16 protein-coding genes are annotated in these 18,324 nt (G+C 68.7%); 9 read left to right on the forward strand and 7 right to left on the reverse strand.

The genetic code is table 11. From position 1 onward, the window contains the following. Position 1 precedes the first annotated feature (1 nt). The 3 genes from ACJ4V0_RS06760 to ACJ4V0_RS06770 form a co-directional block, all read right to left on the reverse strand. Entirely contained in the window at positions 2–2,689 is a 2,688-nt protein-coding gene (locus tag ACJ4V0_RS06760; RefSeq protein WP_448298792.1) for a TIGR02302 family protein, read from the reverse strand. 105 nt (positions 2,690–2,794) lie between these two features. Then, positions 2,795–3,739 (reverse strand): threonine/serine dehydratase, encoded by a 945-nt coding sequence (locus ACJ4V0_RS06765; RefSeq protein ID WP_448298793.1) that lies wholly within the window; start codon positions 3,737–3,739, stop codon positions 2,795–2,797. A gap of 51 nt (positions 3,740–3,790) precedes the next feature. Continuing rightward, complete coding sequence (locus tag ACJ4V0_RS06770; RefSeq protein ID WP_448298794.1) at positions 3,791–4,486, reverse strand: DUF429 domain-containing protein; 696 nt, start codon at positions 4,484–4,486, stop codon at positions 3,791–3,793. A 49-nt stretch (positions 4,487–4,535) separates the two neighbouring features. Between ACJ4V0_RS06770 and ACJ4V0_RS06775 the strand changes: the two genes are divergently transcribed. The 6 genes from ACJ4V0_RS06775 to ACJ4V0_RS06800 all read left to right on the forward strand — a co-directional run bounded on the left by ACJ4V0_RS06775 (position 4,536) and on the right by ACJ4V0_RS06800 (position 9,922). After that, positions 4,536–5,216 (forward strand): transglycosylase domain-containing protein, encoded by a 681-nt coding sequence (locus ACJ4V0_RS06775; RefSeq protein WP_448298795.1) that lies wholly within the window; start codon positions 4,536–4,538, stop codon positions 5,214–5,216. 47 nt (positions 5,217–5,263) lie between these two features. Continuing rightward, positions 5,264–5,980, forward strand: coding sequence for an AprI/Inh family metalloprotease inhibitor (locus ACJ4V0_RS06780; RefSeq protein WP_448298796.1), 717 nt, complete (start codon positions 5,264–5,266; stop codon positions 5,978–5,980). Between the two features lie 112 nt (positions 5,981–6,092). Then, positions 6,093–6,884 (forward strand): enoyl-CoA hydratase/isomerase family protein, encoded by a 792-nt coding sequence (locus ACJ4V0_RS06785; protein WP_448298797.1) that lies wholly within the window; start codon positions 6,093–6,095, stop codon positions 6,882–6,884. Positions 6,885–6,937: 53 nt separating this feature from the next. Then, the gene (locus ACJ4V0_RS06790) at positions 6,938–7,816 is read left to right on the forward strand and encodes an SDR family oxidoreductase (protein ID WP_448298946.1); all 879 of its coding nucleotides are present in this window, start codon (positions 6,938–6,940) and stop codon (positions 7,814–7,816) included. A gap of 101 nt (positions 7,817–7,917) precedes the next feature. Beyond that, the gene (locus ACJ4V0_RS06795) at positions 7,918–8,739 is read left to right on the forward strand and encodes an IclR family transcriptional regulator domain-containing protein (protein ID WP_448298798.1); all 822 of its coding nucleotides are present in this window, start codon (positions 7,918–7,920) and stop codon (positions 8,737–8,739) included. A gap of 193 nt (positions 8,740–8,932) precedes the next feature. Next, entirely contained in the window at positions 8,933–9,922 is a 990-nt protein-coding gene (locus ACJ4V0_RS06800; protein WP_448298799.1) for a Bug family tripartite tricarboxylate transporter substrate binding protein, read from the forward strand. 28 nt (positions 9,923–9,950) lie between these two features. Here the strand turns inward: ACJ4V0_RS06800 and ACJ4V0_RS06805 are convergent, their stop codons facing one another. Continuing rightward, positions 9,951–10,808, reverse strand: coding sequence for a MaoC/PaaZ C-terminal domain-containing protein (locus ACJ4V0_RS06805; RefSeq protein WP_448298800.1), 858 nt, complete (start codon positions 10,806–10,808; stop codon positions 9,951–9,953). A 26-nt stretch (positions 10,809–10,834) separates the two neighbouring features. Continuing rightward, a complete protein-coding gene (locus ACJ4V0_RS06810; protein WP_448298801.1) occupies positions 10,835–11,974 on the reverse strand; it encodes an acyl-CoA dehydrogenase family protein in 1,140 nt (379 codons plus the stop codon). Positions 11,975–12,174: 200 nt separating this feature from the next. Between ACJ4V0_RS06810 and ACJ4V0_RS06815 the strand changes: the two genes are divergently transcribed. From ACJ4V0_RS06815 to ACJ4V0_RS06825, 3 genes are read left to right on the forward strand one after another with little or no spacing between them, the layout of a single operon-like run. After that, positions 12,175–13,095 carry an SDR family oxidoreductase gene (locus ACJ4V0_RS06815; protein WP_448298802.1) on the forward strand — a complete coding sequence of 307 codons (921 nt, stop codon included), beginning with the start codon at positions 12,175–12,177 and terminating at the stop codon, positions 13,093–13,095. A gap of 25 nt (positions 13,096–13,120) precedes the next feature. Beyond that, positions 13,121–14,581 (forward strand): hydroxymethylglutaryl-CoA synthase family protein, encoded by a 1,461-nt coding sequence (locus ACJ4V0_RS06820; RefSeq protein ID WP_448298803.1) that lies wholly within the window; start codon positions 13,121–13,123, stop codon positions 14,579–14,581. 2 nt (positions 14,582–14,583) lie between these two features. Then, positions 14,584–15,789 carry an acetyl-CoA acetyltransferase gene (locus tag ACJ4V0_RS06825; RefSeq protein ID WP_448298804.1) on the forward strand — a complete coding sequence of 402 codons (1,206 nt, stop codon included), beginning with the start codon at positions 14,584–14,586 and terminating at the stop codon, positions 15,787–15,789. A 57-nt stretch (positions 15,790–15,846) separates the two neighbouring features. Here the strand turns inward: ACJ4V0_RS06825 and hutU are convergent, their stop codons facing one another. Both hutU and hutG read right to left on the reverse strand, forming a co-directional pair. After that, entirely contained in the window at positions 15,847–17,520 is a 1,674-nt protein-coding gene (gene hutU, locus ACJ4V0_RS06830) for a urocanate hydratase (protein ID WP_448298805.1), read from the reverse strand. 1 nt (position 17,521) lies between these two features. Then, positions 17,522–18,322 carry an N-formylglutamate deformylase gene (gene hutG, locus ACJ4V0_RS06835; RefSeq protein ID WP_448298806.1) on the reverse strand — a complete coding sequence of 267 codons (801 nt, stop codon included), beginning with the start codon at positions 18,320–18,322 and terminating at the stop codon, positions 17,522–17,524. Between the last annotated feature and the right edge of the window lie 2 nt (positions 18,323–18,324).

The following is an 18,324-nucleotide window of genomic DNA, read 5'->3' on the forward strand; positions in this document are numbered from 1 at the left end:
CCTACTGGATCTGCAGGCCGCGCAGCAGCCGCTCGATATAGTCCATCTCGACCTGCGGGCGGTCCTGCTCGGAGAGACGGCGGCGCAGCTCTTCGAGGACGCGCTGGGCCCGCTGGGCAGCGCCCTCTCCGGCATTGGGAATGCGCACGTCGGAATTCTCGTTGGCCTCGCGGCCACGCGTCGGACGCCCCAACGGGTCGTATTCCTGATTGCCGGCCTGGCCGAGGCGGCCGGGCTGCCCCTGCGGCCCGCCCGGCTGGCCGGGACCCTGCCCCTGACCCTGACCTTCCTGCATCTGCTGGGCAAGGCCCTGGGCGCCGCGCTGAAGATTGCGCAGGGCGCGGCCCTGCGCATCGGTTGCGCCCTGGCCGTTGCCGCGGCCGAGCGCTTCCTCGGCCTCGCGCATGGCGCGGCCGGCATTGCCCATGCCCTCCTGCGCCTGGCGGCCGGCCTCGGACTGGCCCTGACCTTCGCCCTGACCTTGACCCTGGCCCTGCTGTCCAAGCTGCTCGCGCAGCTGGTCGAGGAGTTCGCGAAGCTGGCGCTGCGCGTCGCCGAGTTGGTCGAAAGCGGGCGGGCCCTCGCCCTCCTCATTGCCGGCGCCGGGCTGTTGCTGTCCCTGTTGGCCCTGCTGGCCGCGCTGACCCGGGCGCTGCTGCCCGCGCTCGGCGCGCCGTTGCTCCTGGTTACGGCGGAAGGTCTGGTCGCGCAGCTGCTGCTGGCGACGGATCATGTCGGCGAGGCGATCCAGCGGGCTCTCGCCCTGCTCGCCGCTTTCGCCCTGCTGTTGCTGCTGCTGCCGGCCGGCCTGGAGACCCTGCAGCATCTGCTGCAACTCCTGCATCAGGCGCTGCGCCTGGTCGCGGGCGCCACTGCGGGCGAGTTCCTCGATCCGGTTCAGCATGTCGCGCAGGTCCTGCGGACGAACCGAGCGCGTATTGGGGTCGCGTTGCGCCTGCTGCTGCTGGCGGCCGTCCTGGCGGTTGCGCATCGCCTGTTCGGTGAGTTCGCGCATCAGCCGGTCCATGGCCTGGCGGAGGTCCTGCGACAGCCGGCGGATCTCCTCCTCCGACGCGCCGCGCTCGATCGCCTGACGCAGCCTCTCGGCCGCCTGCGACACGGCCCGCTCGGCCTCGGAGACGTCACCGTCCTCCATGCGCACGGCGATGTCCCAGAGATAGGCGATGACGTCCCGAAGGGCGTCGTCATTGCGGGCGCGCACCAAGCGGAAATAGGCGGTCCTGAGGCCGAGATAGACCGGCGGCTCCATGCCGAACCGATCGGGCGCCGTGGTCAGCGCCTCGAGCGCCCGGGCGACCCGGGGCGCGGCATTGGCGTCCAACGCCAGGATGCGGCGCTGCTCGACGAGAGCCTGCGGAATGGGTTTGGAGAAGGTGCGCTGGGGGAGCGTTCCATAGACAGTGTCGGAGAAGCCCTCGTTGCCGGCATCGTCGAGCGCCCGCAGCTTCACGGCGACCTGCAGGCCGGCGAAGGGATGCTCGGCGAAGTCGCGCGAGGTCTGGCCGGCGCCCGACCGGGTGCGCGCCTGCGGCAGTGTCAGCGGCATGGGCGGCAGCTCGGCGAGCGGCCGGGCGCCTTCGCGCTGCAGGGCGACGGCGGAGGGGGCGAGCGACACAGTGGCCTCGGCTTCCTTCACGCCGTAGTCGTCCTCGACCTTGTAGGAGAGAACGAACTGGTTGCGCCGGTCGGTCTGCGGCTCGCGCTCGAAGGCAATGGTCGGCGCACGGTCGGCGATGGCCTCGAAGCGCCAGCTGAGCGGCGCGGCGCCCTTGCCCTGCACCGAGAGCGTGCCGTCCTGCGCCACGGTCCAGCGCGTCTCGGCGAGAGGACCCTGGGGGGCCGTCGCCGTCGCGGAGGGTCGCTCGGGGGCCGGGGCCGCGGCGACGCCGCCCTCCGGCTTCACATCCACCTCGGCGAGGCCGGCGACGCGCAGCGTCACGACCGAGCCGGTCGGCACGCGGAAGGTTTCCGTCTCGGCGCCAGCGGGCAACGGCTCGCCGGAGCGCCGCGTCGGCAGGATGACCGGAGGCCGTCCCGTATAGGACGGCGGCGTCACCCAAGCGTCGATCCGATAGGTGATGGGGACCGGCGGGGCGCGCCAGTCGAAGGCCGTCAGGAGCCGCGCCGTACGCTCGTCGCCGGCCAGAAAATAGGCGGGCACGATCAGCAGCAGGGCGAGCGCCCGGATCGCGTAGCGGTCAAGGCGGGCCATGCGCGGCGCGGGAAGGCCGGTGCGCAGCCGGCCGGCGGCTGCGGCGACGCGCGTGCGATGCTCCTGCCACAGGGCCGTCGCGAAGGGGTCGTCGCGGGTGGCGAGATTGTCGGCGAGCGCGGTGGCCGGGCGGTGGCCGCCGTCGGTTTCGCGGTCGATGCGACGCAGCGCGTCGTGATCGGTCGGCCGCCGGATGGTCAGCAGCGGCCAGGCTGCGCCAAACAAGAGGGCGAGAACGAAGAGAACACCGCCGAAGCGCGCCCAATAGGGCACGACCTGCCAGAAGCCGAGCCAGGAGACGGCGAGCACGCCGCCGAAAATGCCGAGGAAGAGAACGAGGCGCGGCCAGATACGCTCCCAGAGGAGGACCAGCCGCGCGCGATCGATCGCATGGCCGAGGGCGAGTTGGTGGTCGTTGGGGGCCTGCGGCCGATCCCTGTCCATGCCCTCGGTCAATATGCGCTCCGGGTCGGGGGTCTTCTGCACTGCACAGGCTAACACTGTGAAGTCGAAAAACCACCATTTCATGGCGGGCATCCGATCACGGATCGGTGCGCGGCGTCAGGCCCCGGCAACGACCTCGGCGAGCCGGGCGAGATCGACATTGGCGCCGCAGGCGAGCACGCCGACCCTCTCGCCGGACGACGGCGTGTAGGCGCCCGAGACGAGAGCGGCCAGTGCGGCTGCTCCGCCGGGTTCGCTGGCGGCGCGAAGCCCTAGCCACAGCCGCTTCTGGGCGTCGCGGATGGCATGGTCGGAGACCAGCACGACGCTGTCCACATAGCGCGCCGCAGTCTCGTGCACGCGGCCGAAGACGTTGCGGGCGCCGAGCGAGTCGGCGGCGATCGAATCGACCTCGACATCGACCGGGCCGCCGGCTGCAAGGGCGGCCTGGAGAGCCCGCGAGCCTTGCGGCTCGACGCCGACGACCTTCACCCGTCGCTCGAACCAGCGGGCGATGCCGGAAATGAGGCCGCCGCCGCCGACCGCGACCAGAACCGTGTCGAGGCCACCGGCGTCCTCCTCCCATTCGAGGCCGACCGTTCCCTGGCCGGCGATGGTCGGCCAGGCGTCATAGGCATGGACGGAGTGGGCGCCGGTCTCGGCCGCATAGGCCTCGCAGGCCGCCAGTGCGTCGGAATAGCGGGCGCCCCCGACGACGAGGTCCGCCCCCGTCTCGCGGATGCGGGCGATCTTGGCCGGCGAGGAGATCTCGGGCACGAAGATTCGGGCCGGAATGCCGAGGCTCGCGGCGGCGTGGGCGACTGCGATGCCGTGATTGCCGCCGGAGGCAGCGCAGACACCGGCCTTGGGCATGGTCCCGCCGAGCAGCGTGTTGAAGGCGCCGCGCGCCTTGAAGGTGCCGGTCACCTGCAGGAATTCGAGCTTCATCGCCACGGGGACAGGCGTGCCGAAGGTCACGGCGGAGAGCTGCATGGTCGGCGTGCGGCGGATGTGCCCGGCAATGCGGGCATGGGCGGCGCGGATATCGTCCGTGGTGATCATGGGGCGTCCTTCGCGAAAGCCGCGCACGGGACCCCGGATCGCCCGCCCCGGTCAAGCCCAGATGGCGACGGGCAGGCCATGCGCATCGCGGCCGGGCGGATCGGGGAAGGGACGCGCCGTGCCGGCATGCAGGCGCTGCGCGACGAGGGCGCATATGCAGGCGTCGAGGAAGTCGTCCCGTTTCGCGCCCGATTCGACGGACGAATCCAGGAACGCCGCCTCGAAGCCGAGTCGTTCCAGCAGGTCCCGCCGTTCCCTGAGGCCCTGAGGCGTCGATTTCGGGAACAGCATCGGCGCCTCGTCATTGGCGCGCCAGAAGGCCACTTCCGGATGGGTCTCGAAGACGACGAAGCCCAAGGCGCTGTCGCCACGCAACAGGAGGTCGATCTGCCTGATCTTCGGAAACAGGAAAAAGGCCTGCTTGGAGATCTTTCGCGGTGGATCGGAAGTCGCCTCGGCGAGGCGGCAGGCCTCGCCGTAGTCAGCGGCGTAGACCGCGCTGCGCGAAGGCACCGAGAAAACCGAAGACTTGCGGCCACCCAAGATGGCACGAGCGGCTCCTTCCGCGCCCCTACCACCGGGTCCGGCCCGCTCGGGAAGGCCGATGGGCATGTCGACGGCGATTTTTTCCACACCCGTGGTCAGTTCGGCAAAGTTGCGCGTTATCGTGACGCATGGCGTCAACGGACCTGTCGCTGCGATGGTCACCGCGATCCAGCCGGCGGGGCACCCGTCGACGCCGCGCACCAAAGGCCGCTCCCTGCCGGGGATGGGCGTCACCTCGTTCGGGATGGGCATGATCCGCCTCCTGCGTCGCCTCGTCCTCGTCGCCGCCGTGCTGGCCGTGCTGCCGCTCGTGCTGGCCCTCCTCTATACGGTCGTCACGCCGATCTCGACGCGCATGATCTGGCGCACCGTCACGCTGCAGGGCTACACGCGCACCATCGTTCCGATCACCGAGGTCGCCCGCGCCGTGCCGGCCGTGCTGGTCGCCTCGGAAGACGCCCGGTTCTGCAGCCATCGCGGCGTCGACTGGCGCGAACTCAGGGCGGTGATCGAGGACGAGGAGGGCCCCTCGCGCGGCGCCTCGACCCTGCCGATGCAGGTCGCCCGCAACCTCTTCCTCTGGCAGGGCGACACCGGCATCACCGCCATGCTGCGCAAGGGCCTGGAGATTCCGCTGGCGCTGATGATCGATCTCGTCTGGTCGAAGCGGCGGATGATGGAAATTTACCTCAACATCGCAGAGTGGGGGCCGGGCGGCGAGTTCGGCATCGAGGCCGGCGCGAGGCGCGCTTTCGGCAAGCCGGCCAGCCGCCTGACCATGAGCGAGGCGGCGATCCTCGTCTCCATCCTGCCGAACCCGCTCCGCCGCGACGCCCGCGCGCCGGGGACGGGCGTCCGGCGCAAGGCCGCCGTCATCGCCCGTCGCGCCGGCTCGGCCAATCTCGGGTGTCTGCGGATGACGCCGTCCTGATTCTCGCGGGTGGACGCAGGGCCGGTACCGCGCTTCTAATCGGCCTCATGCGCCTCGCCCTCATCCTGTCCGTGACCTGCCTGCTGCTCGCGCCCGGCGCGGCCGCCATGGCGCAGGCTCCGACCCCACCCGACACCGCCCAGTTGGAGCGGGCGGTCGGGGCATGGGAACTGTCCAATCCGGCCGGCAGCCGCAAGTGCGCCGTCACGTTCAGGCCTGAGCGATCGGGTCCGGGCCGCGCCGTGGCGCTTGCCGAGGGCTGCGCGGAGACCTTTCCGGCGGTCGGCGCCGTGGTCGCCTGGACCATTGCGCCGAACGGGGCGATCCGCTGGCTCGACCGCGCGGGACAGCCGGTTTTCGACTTCGAGGAGACGGAGGTCGGCATCTTCGAATCGCTCAGGCAGGGCGACTCGACCGTCTATTTCCTCACCAGCCTCACGCTTGCCGGGAAGGCGCTCCCGACCGCCGACGAACTCCTGGGTGGCTGGAACCTCGGCCAGCCGCGCGGCCGGGCCCTGTGCGCGCTGACGCTCAAGCAGGAGCTCGCGGCCGGCGCGGGGGCCCTTGAGCAGCGCTTCGCCATCGAGATCGGGGCGGGATGCGAACGGTCGATCCTGGCGCTCGGCCTGGCGCACTGGCGGCTGGAGCGTGAGCTTCTGGTCCTCGGCGGACAGGCGGGCACCCTGTCGTTCAAGCGCGAGGAGGACGGCCGCTGGAGCAAGACCCCGGCCGACAACCGGCCGCTGGTCCTCGCAAGGCCCTGATCCCGCTGGCCCATACCGCCCGAATTGGGGAGTGGCATTCGGCCCGACAATTTCGTCCACTGAAACGGTGCTTCGTCCGCGGTCCGATGCGGGCGCCCCTGGAGGACATGCGATGACAGCTGCGGCCGCCGACGCCTCGGTACGGGTGGAGAGGGACGGCGCCGTCGCCACCCTCGTCCTCAACGAGCCGAAATCGATGAACGCCATGTCCGCCGGCATCAAGGCGGGCATCGAGGACAGTCTGCCGGGACTGCTCGCCGATCCCGAGGTGCGCGCCATCGTCATCACCGGAACGGGCAAGGCTTTCTGCGCCGGCGGCGACATCCGCTCCATGGATGATCGCGGCACGCTCTCGGTGAAAACCCGGATGACGCGCACCTACCGGTGGCTCATTCCGCTGCTGACCGCCGACAAGCCGATCATCTGCGCCGTGAACGGCGCTGCCGCAGGCGCCGGCCTGTCGCTGGCGCTCACCGGCGACATCATCCTCGCCTCGCGCGATGCCCGCTTCAAGGCGGGGTTTCCGGGCCTCGGAGCGGCGGCCGATCTCGGCCTCGCCTATACGCTGCCGCGCGCCATCGGCTACCAGCGCGCCAGCGACATCCTGCTGACCAACCGCGAGGTGTCCGCCGAGGAAGCCCATGCCATGGGCCTCGTCGCCAGATTGACCGAGCCGGAAGCGCTGATGGTGACGGCCATGGAGACCGCCCGGGCGCTCGCGGCCGGTCCGACCATTTCGCTGGCGCTGACCAAGCGGCTGCTGCGCCGGTCCTATGAGCTGCCGATCGAGGGCTTTCTCGAGTTCGAGGCCATGTCGCAGGTCGTCGCCTTCGGCAGCGCCGATTTCGCCGAGGGCGTCGCCGCTTTCAAGGGCAAGCGCAAGCCGGACTTCCGCGGCCGCTGACCGGCGCGCCGCCAAACAAGAAGACGAGCGAGAGGGAGAGACCCATGACGACGATGTTCAAGGACGGGCTTCTGAGCGGCAAGCGCATCCTGGTGACCGGCGGCGGCACCGGGCTCGGCAAGGAGATGGCCGAGGACTACCTGCGCCTCGGCGCGACCGTTCATATCTGCGGCCGCCGCAAGGGCGTGCTCGACGATACCGCAAGGGAACTGATGGACCGTCGCGGCGGCAAGGTCATCACCCATTCCGTCGATATCCGCGTGGCACAGGCCGTCGACGAGATGATCGAGGAGATCTTCACGGCAGGGCCTCTCACCGGCCTCGTCAACAACGCGGCCGGCAACTTCGTCAGTCCGACCAAGGACCTGTCGCCGCGCGGTTTCGATGCCATCGCCGGCATCGTCTTCCACGGCTCGTTCTATGTGACGCTGGCCTGCGGCAAGCGCTGGATCGCCGGCGGGCACAAGGCCTCCGTCATCTCCATCCTGACCACCTGGGTGTGGAACGGCGGGCCGTTCACCGTGCCCTCCGCCATGTCCAAGGCCGGCATCAACGTCATGACCCAGTCGCTGGCCGCCGAGTGGGGCCGCTACGGCATCCGCCTCAACTGCATCGCGCCCGGCCCCTTCCCGACCAAGGGCGCGTGGGAGCGGCTCAATCCCGGCCTCGCCGCCGAGGAGGACAGGGGCCGCGAGGGCAGCCCCATGGGCCGCAACGGCGAGATGCACGAGCTGAAGAACCTCGCCACCTTCCTGATGGCCGATGGCTGCGAATATCTGACCGGCCAGACCATCGCCATCGACGGCGCGCGCTACAACGCCACCGGCGGCAACTTCTACAACCTGTCGAAGCTGTCGGATGCGGAATGGCAGGCGATGAGCGACATGATCCGCGCGGCCAACGAGAAGGACCGCGCCAGCCGGACCGCATGACCCGGCAGGCTGAAGCGCGTCAGGACAGACGGCGCGCTTTGTGATGTTATCCGAACGGATTCCGGGACGCTCTGGCGCTCCGTGGTGATCAGGAACCCGACATGCCTTCGTTCGAACCCGTCATCGCGCTGTCGCGCGGCCTCGAAATCCTCCGCGTGCTCAATGCCGAGCGCCGCTCGACCGTCGGCTCGCTGCACAAGGCGACGGGCCTCAACAAGGCGACCATCGTGCGCATGCTGGAGACCCTCGAACACGAGGGCTATGTGATGCGCGACGCCGATCGCACCGAGTATCTGCCGACCGGCCGCTGCCTGCTGCTCTCCCACGGCTACGACCAGCACCTGTGGATCGGCGGGGTTGCCGAACCGATCATGCACGAGTTCCGCAAGCAGATCGGCTGGCCCTCGGACATCGCCATCTTCGACCGCGACGCCATGATCGTGGCGCAGACGACGCGCGAACCGGGCTCGATGCTGTTTTCGCGGCGGCCGGGCTTCCGCTTTCCGCTGCTCTCCACCTCCATGGGCCGGGCCTATCTCGCCTTCTGCCCGCCGGAGCAGCAGGAGCGCATCACCGCCCTGCTCGCCGCCATTCCGGGCAAGTCGACCGATCTCGCGCGACAGCCGAAGAAGCTCGCCCAACTGCTCGCCGACGTCAGGGAGAAGGGCTATGCACTGATGGACGAGTCCTACAGCCAGCACGTTTTCGAGGGCCGGGTCTGGGCCATGGGCGTTCCCGTCCGCGACGGCGACGAGGTTTTCGCCTCGATCAACATCATGATGCTGCACGGGGTCATCTCGGTGGCGGACGCGGTGAAGGACTTCCTCGGTCCCCTGCAGGACACCGCGACCCAGATCGCATCCGCGCTGACCGACAAGTTCCGCGCGACGCTGTGGGCGCCGAGCGGCGCGAAGGCCGACTAGCCGAAGGGCAGAGGTGCCTTGGCGATTTCATCGATTGAAACACGGTTTCACGCATTTGACGGCCGTCGAAGGTCATGAGACCCTCGGGGCGGGTCCGGACCCTCCGCGCTGGAACGCCCGCAACGACCAGAACAGGGGCGGCAGCGCGGGGCCTGGAACCTCACAAGAGACGCACCGTCCAGAGGAAACGACCATGCCCTTTCTGATCACCCGCCGCGGCCTGCTGGCCGCCGGCGCCGCAGTTCCATTGGCAGCCCCGCGAATCGGCCAGGCACAGGCCTCCACCTGGCCCAACAAACTCGTGAAGATCATGTGCGCCTTCCCGGCCGGGGGCATCACCGACGCCTATGCCCGTGCCTATGGCGACTACATCCAGCAGAAGACCGGGCAGACGGTGGTCGTCGAGAACCGCGTCGGCGCGGGCGGCAGCATCGCGGCGCAGGCCCTGAAGAGTGCGCCGGACGACGGCCACACGCTGATGATCACCATTTCCTCGACCATGCTCGGCAACCGGGTCATGTTCAAGAACCTGCCCTACGACCCCGACAAGGACTTCTCCTTCCTCGCCATCATGTCGACGGGCCACCTGCCGCTGGTCGCCCAGAAGTCGACGGGTGCGAAGTCCATCGCCGAGTTCGTCGACTATGCGAAGAAGAACCGCACGAGCTTCGGCTCCTATGCGGCCGGCTCCTTCGCCCACATCGTCGGCGCCGAGCTGAACCGGCGCTTCAACCTCGACATGACCATCGTCCACTACCGGGGCGAGGCGCCTATGTGGCAGGACCTCCTCACCGGCAGTAGCCAGGTGGCGATGGGCAGCTACACCGCGTCGAAGGGCGTGCTGGACACCGGCGCGGGGACGGCGATCGCCGTTCCGACGACGCGGCGCATGAAGACGCTTCCCGACGTTCCGACCTATGCCGAGCAGGGCCTGACCGACAAGGTCTTCGACCTGATGAGCTGGGCGGGGTTCTTCGGCAAGGCCTCCATGCCGCCGGAGATGGTGCAGCAGATCTCCGACCTGATGGTGGAGGCCGGCAAGACCGAGCGGATCCAGCGGCTCACCGCCACCTTCGGCATCGACGACGCCGCGCAGGATCACAAATTCTTCCGCCACATCTACGAGACGCAAGGGCCGATCTGGCTCGAGCACGTCAACAAGCTCGGCATCACGCCGAGCTGATCCGTCACGGCGCCGGTCCGGGGTCGCCTCAGGCGACCTCGGCGAGGCCGTTGTTCAGAACGACGATGTCGCGTTCGACGACGCGGGCGCGGAAGGAGACCGTCGATCCGCTGCGCCAGATCTCGGTGCGGATGGTCTCGCCGGGCAGAACGGGCGCCGAGAAGCGCACGTTGAACCGCCTCAGGCGCGCCGGATCATTGCCGCAGCAGGCCTTCAGGACGGCGCGGCCGGCGACCGCATAGGTGCAGAGGCCATGCAGGATCGGCCGCTCGAAGCCGGCGACCGCCGCGACGTCCGGATCGGCGTGCAGAGGATTGTCGTCGCCCGACAGGCGGTAGATCAGCGCCGCCTGCGGCAGGGTCTTCAGATTCACGGTCTCGTCGGGCGCCCGGTCGGGCAGCGCATGCGGTTCCGGCGACGGCCCGGACGGGCCGCCGAAGCCGCCCTCGCCGCGAATGAAGGTGGTCGAGGTGAGGGTCGCCAGCAGGTCGCCGCTCGCCTTGTCGATGACGTCGCGGTCGGAATAGAGCAGCGCGCCCTTGCCGGGGCCCTTGTCGACGATCTCGGTGACGCGGGTCCGGCCGATGACCGTGCCGCTCGCCGGCAGCGGCTTGTGGATGACGAGGCCCTGCTCTCCATGCAGGATCTTGCGCCAGTCGACGCCGGTCTGCGGGTCCTTCAGCCAGAAGCCGGGATAGCCGAGCACCACGGCCATGGTCGGCAGGGCCTTCAGCCCGTCCTCATAGACGAAGGGCAGTTCGCTGCGGTCCATGGGGTCCGCGCCGCAGCCGACTCCAAGGGCATAGAGGATCGTGTCCTTCGCCTCGTAGCGATGCTCGAGATCGGGGAAATGCCAGTTCTTCAGCTTCTGGTAGTCGATGGCCATGGCGTGTCCTCGTGCCGTCGCTGCGATCACAGCGACCGGGCGACGATCTCCTTCATGATCTCGGTGGTGCCGGCATAGATGCGCTGGATGCGGCTGTCGGCATAGGCGCGGGCGATCGGATACTCCCACATGAAGCCGTAACCGCCGTGAAGCTGCAGACAGGTGTCGACGACGCGGCCCTGCAGCTCGGTCAGCCACCACTTGGCCATGGCCGCGGTGGTGATGTCGAGTTCGCCGCGCAGGAACTTGCTGATGCAGTCGTCGAGGAAGACCCGGGCGACCGTCACCTCGGTCTTCACCTCGGCGAGCTTGAAGCGGGTGTTCTGGAACTCGGCGATGGCCTTGCCGAAGGCCTTGCGTTCGCGGGTGTAGTCGATGGTCCACCTAAGCGCCGATTCCATCACCGCCACGGCGCTGATCGCCACCAGCAGCCTCTCGCGCGGCAGTTCGTTCATGAGGTAGGCGAAGCCGCGCCCCTCCTCGCCGATCATGTTGGTGGCGGGCACCCGGACATTGTCGAAGAACAGTTCGGAGGTGTCCTGCGCCTTGAGGCCGATCTTCTCGAGGTTGCGGCCGCGCGAGAACCCCTCGCGCGTCGCCTCGACAATGATGAGGCTCACGCCCTTGGCGCCCGCCTTGGGGTCGGTCTTGCAGGCCACGATGATGAAATCGGCGAGCTGGCCGTTGGTGATGAAGGTCTTCTGGCCGTTGACGACATAGTGGTTGCCGTCGCGGATCGCCGTCGTCTTGATGCCCTGCAGGTCGGAGCCGGCCGCCGGCTCGGTCATGGCGATGGCGCCGATGGCCTCGCCCGAGGCCATCTTCGGCAGCCACTCGCGCTTCAGGTCCTCGGAGGCATTGTTGAGGATGTAGGGGGCGACGATGTCGGAGTGCAGGCGGAAGCCCGGGCCGGTGAAGACATGGCCCATCATTTCCTCGATCATGATGGCGCTGGTGAGGAAGTCGGCGCCGCCGCCGCCGTACTCGACGGGAATGTTGGTGAGGAGCATGCCGGCGGCTCCCGCCTTCAGCCAGGCCTCGCGGTCGACGACGCCCTCCTTCTCCCAGCGGGCATGATGCGGCGCGATCTCCTCGGCGATGAATCGGCGGCAGGCCTCGCGGAACAGGTGGTGCTCTTCCTGATAGTAGGCGGCGGTCGCGCTCATGGTGCGCATCTCCTCGTGGGGTCGCGGTCGCTGGACGCCGCGGCTCGCCTCTATCCTAAGACAGGCGTTTCGGCGAATGAAACGGGATTTCGTTCAATTGACGGAGGGACTATGGTGCAGGCAGCTTCGCCGTGATCGGCGGAACCCGTCGCGGCGCCATCGAAAGGCGGGCCGGACACCGGATGAGAAGGGTTGAGGACATGGCAGGGTCAGGGGCGCTGGACGGCAAGGTCGTCATCGTCACGGGAGCCGGCCGCGGCATCGGCCGCGAGATCGCGCTGACGGCGGCGGTCGAGGGCGCGAAGGTGGTGGTCAACGACCTCGGCGGCGCCGCCGACGGCTCGGGCGCCAGCGCCACGCCGGCCGAGGAGGTGGTCGAGGAGATCCGCAAGAAGGGCGGTCAGGCTGTCGCCAGTTTCGACAGCGTCGCCGAGCCGGCCTCGGCCAACGCCATCGTCAAGACGGCGGTGGACGCCTTCGGCGGCCTCGATGCGGTCATCAACAATGCCGGCATCCTGCGCGACGCCATCTTCCACAAGATGAGCGTCGCGGACTTTGAACTGGTCATCAAGGTGCACCTGATGGGCACCTTCTACGTCTCCCATGCCGCGGCGCGCATCTTCCGCGAACAGACCAGCGGCGCCTTCGTGCATTTCACCTCGACCTCGGGTCTCATCGGCAACTACGGCCAGGCCAATTACGCCGCTGCAAAGCTCGGCATCGTCGGCCTGTCGAAGTCGATCGCCCTCGACATGGCGCGCTTCAACGTGCGCTCCAACTGCGTCTCGCCCTTCGCCTGGAGCCGCCTCATCGGCACCATCCCGACGGAGACGGAGGCGGAGAAGGCGCGCGTCGCCCGCATGCAGGCCATGGGGCCGGAGAAGATCGCCCCGCTGTCCGCCTTCCTCGCCTCCGATCGGGCGAAGGACGTCACCGGCCAGATCTTCGCGGTGCGCATGAACGAGATTTTCCTGATGGGCCAGTCGCGCCCGATCCGCTCCATCCATCGCGAGGCGGGGTGGACCTGCGACAGTCTCGCCAGCCACGGCATGCCGGCGCTGAAGTCGTCCTTCTATCCGCTGGACCGCTCGGCCGACATCTTCTCGTGGGATCCGGTGTGAGCCCGGCGGCCAAGGAAACGACGATATGACCTTCGGAATTCTCGCCTTCGGGGCCTATATCCCGCGCCTGCGTCTGCAACGCAAAGCCATCGCCGACGCCCATGGCTGGTTCAATGCCGCCCTCAAGGGCCAGGGCCGCGGCGAACGCGCCATCGCCAACTGGGACGAGGACGCCGTCACCATGGCGGTGGAGGCGGCCCGCGACTGCCTGGCCGGCCAGGACGCGACCCGTGTCGAGGCTGTGCAGATGGCCTCGACCACCTTCCCCTTCCTCGACCGGCTGAATTCCGGCGTTGTCGCCGAGGCGCTGAATCTCGGCCAGGACATCGGCGCCAGCGATGCCGGCCAGACCCAGCGCGCCGCGACCTCGGCACTGATGTCGGCGCTGCGCGGCGGGCCGGCGACCCTCCTCGTCGCCGCCGAGAAGCGGCCAGTGAAGGCGGCGAGCCCGATGGAGATGACGGCCGGCGACGGCGCCGCCGCCCTGCTCGTCGGCGAAGGCCGGCCGGTTGCGACGCTCCTTGCCTCCGCGACGCGCACGACGGACTTCGTCGACCACTACCGCACGCCGGAATCGGAGTTCGACTACCAGTGGGAGGAGCGCTGGATCCGGGACGCGGGCTACATGCCGCTGGTGCCGCCGGTCATCAAGGCCTGCCTTGCCAAGGCCGGCGTCGCGCCTGACCAGGTGACCCGCTTCTGCATGCCGGCCGTCCTCGCCAAGGTCGCCAATACCGTGGCCAAGGCCGCCGGCATTGCCGATGCGGCGGTCGCCGACAACCTCCACGCCGTCTGCGGCGAGACGGGCGCCGCCCATCCCCTCGTCATGCTGGTGGCAGCGCTGGAGGAGGCGAAGCCCGGCGAGAAGATCATGGTCGTCGGCTTCGGCCAGGGCGCCGACGTGCTGCTCTTCGAGGTCACCGACGCCATCGCCGACTTGTCCGCCAGGCTCGGGGTGAAGGGCCATCTCGCCCGCCGCCGCGAGGAGACCAACTATTCGAAGTTCCTCGCCTTCAACGACACCATCGAGCTGGAGCGCGGCATGCGCGCCGAGGCCGACAAGCAGACCGCCCTCTCGGCGCTGTGGCGCAACCGGGCGACGGTCACCTCCTTCGTCGGCGGCAAGTGCGCGAAATGCGGAACGCTGCAGTTCCCCAAGACGCGCGTTTGCGTCAACCCGAACTGCACCGCCGTCGACACGCAGGAGCCGGAGCCCTTCGCGGCCAAGACGGGCAGGATCAACTCCTACACCGCCGACCGCCTGACCTATTCGCCCGATCCGCCGGCCTGCTACGGCATGATCCAGTTCGAGGAGGGCGGGCGCTGGATGATGGACTTCACCGACGTGGACGAGAAGGATCTCGCCGTCGGCAATCCGATGCGCATGATGTTCCGCGTCAAGGACATCGACAGCCAGCGCGGTTTCCGCCGCTATTTCTGGAAGGCGGCCCCGGCCGCCGAAGCTCAATCCTCTGGGAGGGCCTGACCATGGCCAAGGGCATTCGCGACAAGGTCGCCATTCTCGGCATGGGCTGCTCGAAGTTCGGCGAGCGCTGGGACATGAACGCCGAGGACCTGATGGTCGAGGCCTATACCGAGGCGCTCGGCGACGCCGGCATCGAGACGAAACAGATCGACGCCGCCTGGCTCGGCACCGCCATCGAGGAGCAGCATGTCGGCAAGTCCGCCGTGCCGCTCGCCGTCGCCCTGCGACTGCCCTACATCCCGGTGACGCGGGTGGAAAACTTCTGCGCCACCGGCACGGAAGCCTTCCGCGGCGCGGTCTATGCCGTCGCCTCCGGGGCGGCCGACATCGCCCTCGCGCTCGGGGTCGAGAAGCTGAAAGACACCGGTTATGGCGGCCTGCCGCAGCGCGGGCGTGGCACGCTCCCCAACATGACCTGGCCGAATGCCTCGGCACCCGGCTATTTCGCCCAGCTCGCCGCCGCCTACCGCGCCAAGCACGGCTCGGCACCGGAGGATCTGAAGCGCGCCATGGCCCATGTCTCGGTGAAGAGCCACGACAATGGCGGCCGCAATGCCAAGGCGCACCTCAGGAACAAGATCACCATCGATACCGTGCTGAACTCGCCGATGATCGCCGAGCCGCTGGGTCTCTACGACTGCTGCGGCGTGTCGGACGGGGCGGCCTGCGCCATCGTGACGACGCCGGAGATCGCCCGCAGCCTCGGCAAGAAGGACCTCGTCTCGGTGAAGGCGCTGCAGGTCTCCGTATCGAACGGCACCGAGGCCCAGCACAATTCCTGGGACGGCAGCTACTTCGCCACCACCCGGATCGCCGCCACCCGCGCCTACCAGGAGGCCGGCATCGAGAAGCCGCGCGAGGAGATCAGCCTGATCGAGGTGCACGACTGCTTCTCGGTGACGGAACTCGTCACCATGGAGGATCTGCACATCTCCGCCGAGGGCCGGGCGATCCACGACATCCTCGACGGCTTCTACGACGCGGACGGCACCATTCCCTGCCAGATCGACGGCGGCCTGAAGTGCTTCGGCCATCCCATCGGCGCCTCGGGACTGAGGATGATCTACGAGATGTACCTGCAGATGCAGGGCCGGGCCGGCGAGCGGCAGCGCCAGGACATGCCGCGGCTGGGGCTGACCCACAATCTCGGCGGTTTCCCGCACCAGAACGTCTGCTCGATCTCGATCGTCGGACGCTACGACGGCTGAACCAGCGGTCACGCCTCAAGGCGGAAGGGCGCCGGAAACGGCGCCCATTGGCTTTTCCTAGACCCCGATGCCGAGGGATGGCAGCTTCAGCCCCTTCTCGCGGGCGCAGTCGATGGCGATGTCGTAGCCGGCATCGGCATGGCGCATGACGCCTGTGCCGGGATCGTTCCACAGCACGCGGTAGAGCCTTGCCGCTGCTTCCGCCGTGCCGTCGGCGACGATGACGACCCCCGCATGCTGGGAATAGCCCATGCCGACGCCGCCGCCGTGGTGCAGCGACACCCAGGTGGCGCCGGAGGCGGTGTTGAGCAGGGCGTTGAGCAGCGGCCAGTCGGAGACCGCGTCCGAGCCGTCCTTCATCGCCTCGGTCTCGCGGTTGGGGGACGCAACCGAGCCGGAATCGAGATGGTCGCGGCCGATGACGATGGGGCCGATCTCGCCCCTCGCCACCATCTCGTTGAAGGCGAGGCCGAGGCGGTGGCGGTCGCCGAGGCCGACCCAGCAGATGCGCGCCGGCAGGCCCTGGAACTGGATGCGCTCTTTCGCCATGTCGAGCCAGTTGTGCAGGTGCGGATCGTCGGGGATCAGCTCCTTCACCTTGGCATCCGTCTTGGTGATGTCGTCGGGATTGCCGGTGAGGGATGCCCAGCGGAACGGGCCTATGCCGCGGCAGAACAGCGGACGGATATAGGCCGGCACGAAGCCGGGGAAGTCGAAGGCGTCGGCGACACCCATGTCCTTCGCCATCTGGCGGATGTTGTTGCCGTAGTCGAGGGTCGGAACGCCCATGCGGTGGAAGTCGAGCATGGCCTGCACGTGAACCGCCATGGACTGCTTGGCGGCGACCTCGACCGACTTCGGATTGCGCTCGCGCGCCTCCTCCCACTGGGCGAGCGTCCAGCCGGCCGGCAGGTAGCCATTGATCGGGTCGTGGGCGGAGGTCTGGTCAGTGACGACATCCGGGCGGATGCCGCGCGCCACCATCTCGGGGAAGATCTCGGCGGCGTTGCCGAGCAGGCCGACGGAGATGGCCTTGCCGGCCTTGTGGGAGCGGTCGACGATCTCCAGCGCCTCGTCGATGGTCCTCGCCTCGGCGTCGAGATAGCGGGTGCGCAGCCGCATCTCGATGCGGCTCGGCTGGCATTCCACCGCTATCATCGAGGCCCCGGCCATGGTGGCGGCCAGCGGCTGGGCGCCGCCCATGCCGCCGAGGCCTCCGGTGAGGATCCACTTGCCCCGGAGCGAACCGCCGAAATGGCGACGGGCCACTTCCGCGAAGGTCTCGTAGGTGCCCTGCACGATGCCCTGGCTGCCGATGTAGATCCAGGAACCGGCGGTCATCTGGCCGTACATCATCAGCCCGAGCTTATCGAGGTGGTGGAAATGGTCCCAGTTGGCCCAGCCGGGAACGAGATTGGAATTGGCGATGAGGACGCGCGGCGCGTCCGCATGGGTGCGGAAGATGCCGACCGGCTTGCCGGACTGGACGAGGAGCGTCTCGTCGGGATCGAGCGAGCGGAGCGAGGCGACGATCCTGTCGAAGCTCTCCCAGTCACGGGCGGCGCGGCCGATGCCGCCATAGACGACGAGCTCGTTTGGCCGCTCGGCGACGTCGGGGTCAAGATTGTTCATCAGCATGCGGAGCGCCGCCTCGGCGCCCCAGGTCTTGGCAGACATCTCAAGGCCATGAGGGGCGCGGATCAGGCGCGAATTGTCCAGACGGGTCGCCATGTCAGGCCTCCAGGTCAGCAGCCGCTTTCAGAATGGCCGAGACGATGCGGTCGAGCACGCCTTCCGTCTTCGTCACCACGTGCTCGTCATAGGTCCAGGGCGGCGCTTCCGCCATGTAGGCGGACTGCGCCAGCTCCATCTGCACGGCGTGGACCCGGCGCTCCGGAGCGCCGTAGTGGCGGGTAATCCAGCCGCCCTTGAAGCGTCCGTCGGCGATGAAGGTCATGCCGGAGGCTTCCGCCTCGCGGATGGCTGCGTCGCGAAGAGCGGGAGCGCAGGAGGTGCCGCCATTGGTGCCGATGTTGAACACCGGCAGCGTGCCCGGGAAGAGGTTCGGGACCATCGAGCGGATGGAATGGCAATCGTAGAGCACGCAATAGCCGTGGCGGATGCGGGTCGCCTCGATCGCTGCAGCCATGGCGGCATGGAAGGGCGCGAAATAGACGCGCTTGCGCCGGCCAATCTCGGCAGGCCCCGGCTCGCGGCCCTTGCGATAGATCGGCTCGGCATCGAAGGTCGTGGCGGGGCAGAGCGTCGTGGTGTTCTGCCCCGGATAGAGCGAGACGCCGGACGGGTCGCGGTTCACGTCGATCACATAACGCGACAGGGTCTGTCGCACGACGGTCGCGCCGGTGCGGCGGGCGATACCCTCGTAGAGCCGGTCGATCCACCAGTCGGTGTCGGGCACGGAGCGGCCGAGGTCGTTGAGCTCCACCGAGACCTCCGGCGGGATCATGGTGCCGACATGGGGCTGGCCGAGGACGAGCGGGCCATCGCCCGGAATCACGGTGACGGGTGTCATGG

Source organism: Phreatobacter aquiterrae, assembly GCF_053471285.1.

Bases quoted from the DNA above. Each gene is read 5' to 3' on its own strand.
- ACJ4V0_RS06780 (WP_448298796.1), top strand. From the start codon at position 5,264: ATGCGCCTCGCCCTCATCCTGTCCGTGACCTGCCTGCTGCTCGCGCCC.
- hutG (WP_448298806.1), bottom strand. From the start codon at position 18,322: ATGACACCCGTCACCGTGATTCCGGGCGATGGCCCGCTCGTCCTCGGC.
- ACJ4V0_RS06785 (WP_448298797.1), top strand. From the start codon at position 6,093: ATGACAGCTGCGGCCGCCGACGCCTCGGTACGGGTGGAGAGGGACGGC.
- ACJ4V0_RS06810 (WP_448298801.1), bottom strand. From the start codon at position 11,974: ATGAGCGCGACCGCCGCCTACTATCAGGAAGAGCACCACCTGTTCCGC.
- ACJ4V0_RS06795 (WP_448298798.1), top strand. From the start codon at position 7,918: ATGCCTTCGTTCGAACCCGTCATCGCGCTGTCGCGCGGCCTCGAAATC.
- ACJ4V0_RS06805 (WP_448298800.1), bottom strand. From the start codon at position 10,808: ATGGCCATCGACTACCAGAAGCTGAAGAACTGGCATTTCCCCGATCTC.
- ACJ4V0_RS06820 (WP_448298803.1), top strand. From the start codon at position 13,121: ATGACCTTCGGAATTCTCGCCTTCGGGGCCTATATCCCGCGCCTGCGT.
- ACJ4V0_RS06775 (WP_448298795.1), top strand. From the start codon at position 4,536: ATGATCCGCCTCCTGCGTCGCCTCGTCCTCGTCGCCGCCGTGCTGGCC.
- ACJ4V0_RS06800 (WP_448298799.1), top strand. From the start codon at position 8,933: ATGCCCTTTCTGATCACCCGCCGCGGCCTGCTGGCCGCCGGCGCCGCA.
- hutU (WP_448298805.1), bottom strand. From the start codon at position 17,520: ATGGCGACCCGTCTGGACAATTCGCGCCTGATCCGCGCCCCTCATGGC.
- ACJ4V0_RS06815 (WP_448298802.1), top strand. From the start codon at position 12,175: ATGGCAGGGTCAGGGGCGCTGGACGGCAAGGTCGTCATCGTCACGGGA.
- ACJ4V0_RS06825 (WP_448298804.1), top strand. From the start codon at position 14,584: ATGGCCAAGGGCATTCGCGACAAGGTCGCCATTCTCGGCATGGGCTGC.
- ACJ4V0_RS06790 (WP_448298946.1), top strand. From the start codon at position 6,938: ATGTTCAAGGACGGGCTTCTGAGCGGCAAGCGCATCCTGGTGACCGGC.
- ACJ4V0_RS06765 (WP_448298793.1), bottom strand. From the start codon at position 3,739: ATGATCACCACGGACGATATCCGCGCCGCCCATGCCCGCATTGCCGGG.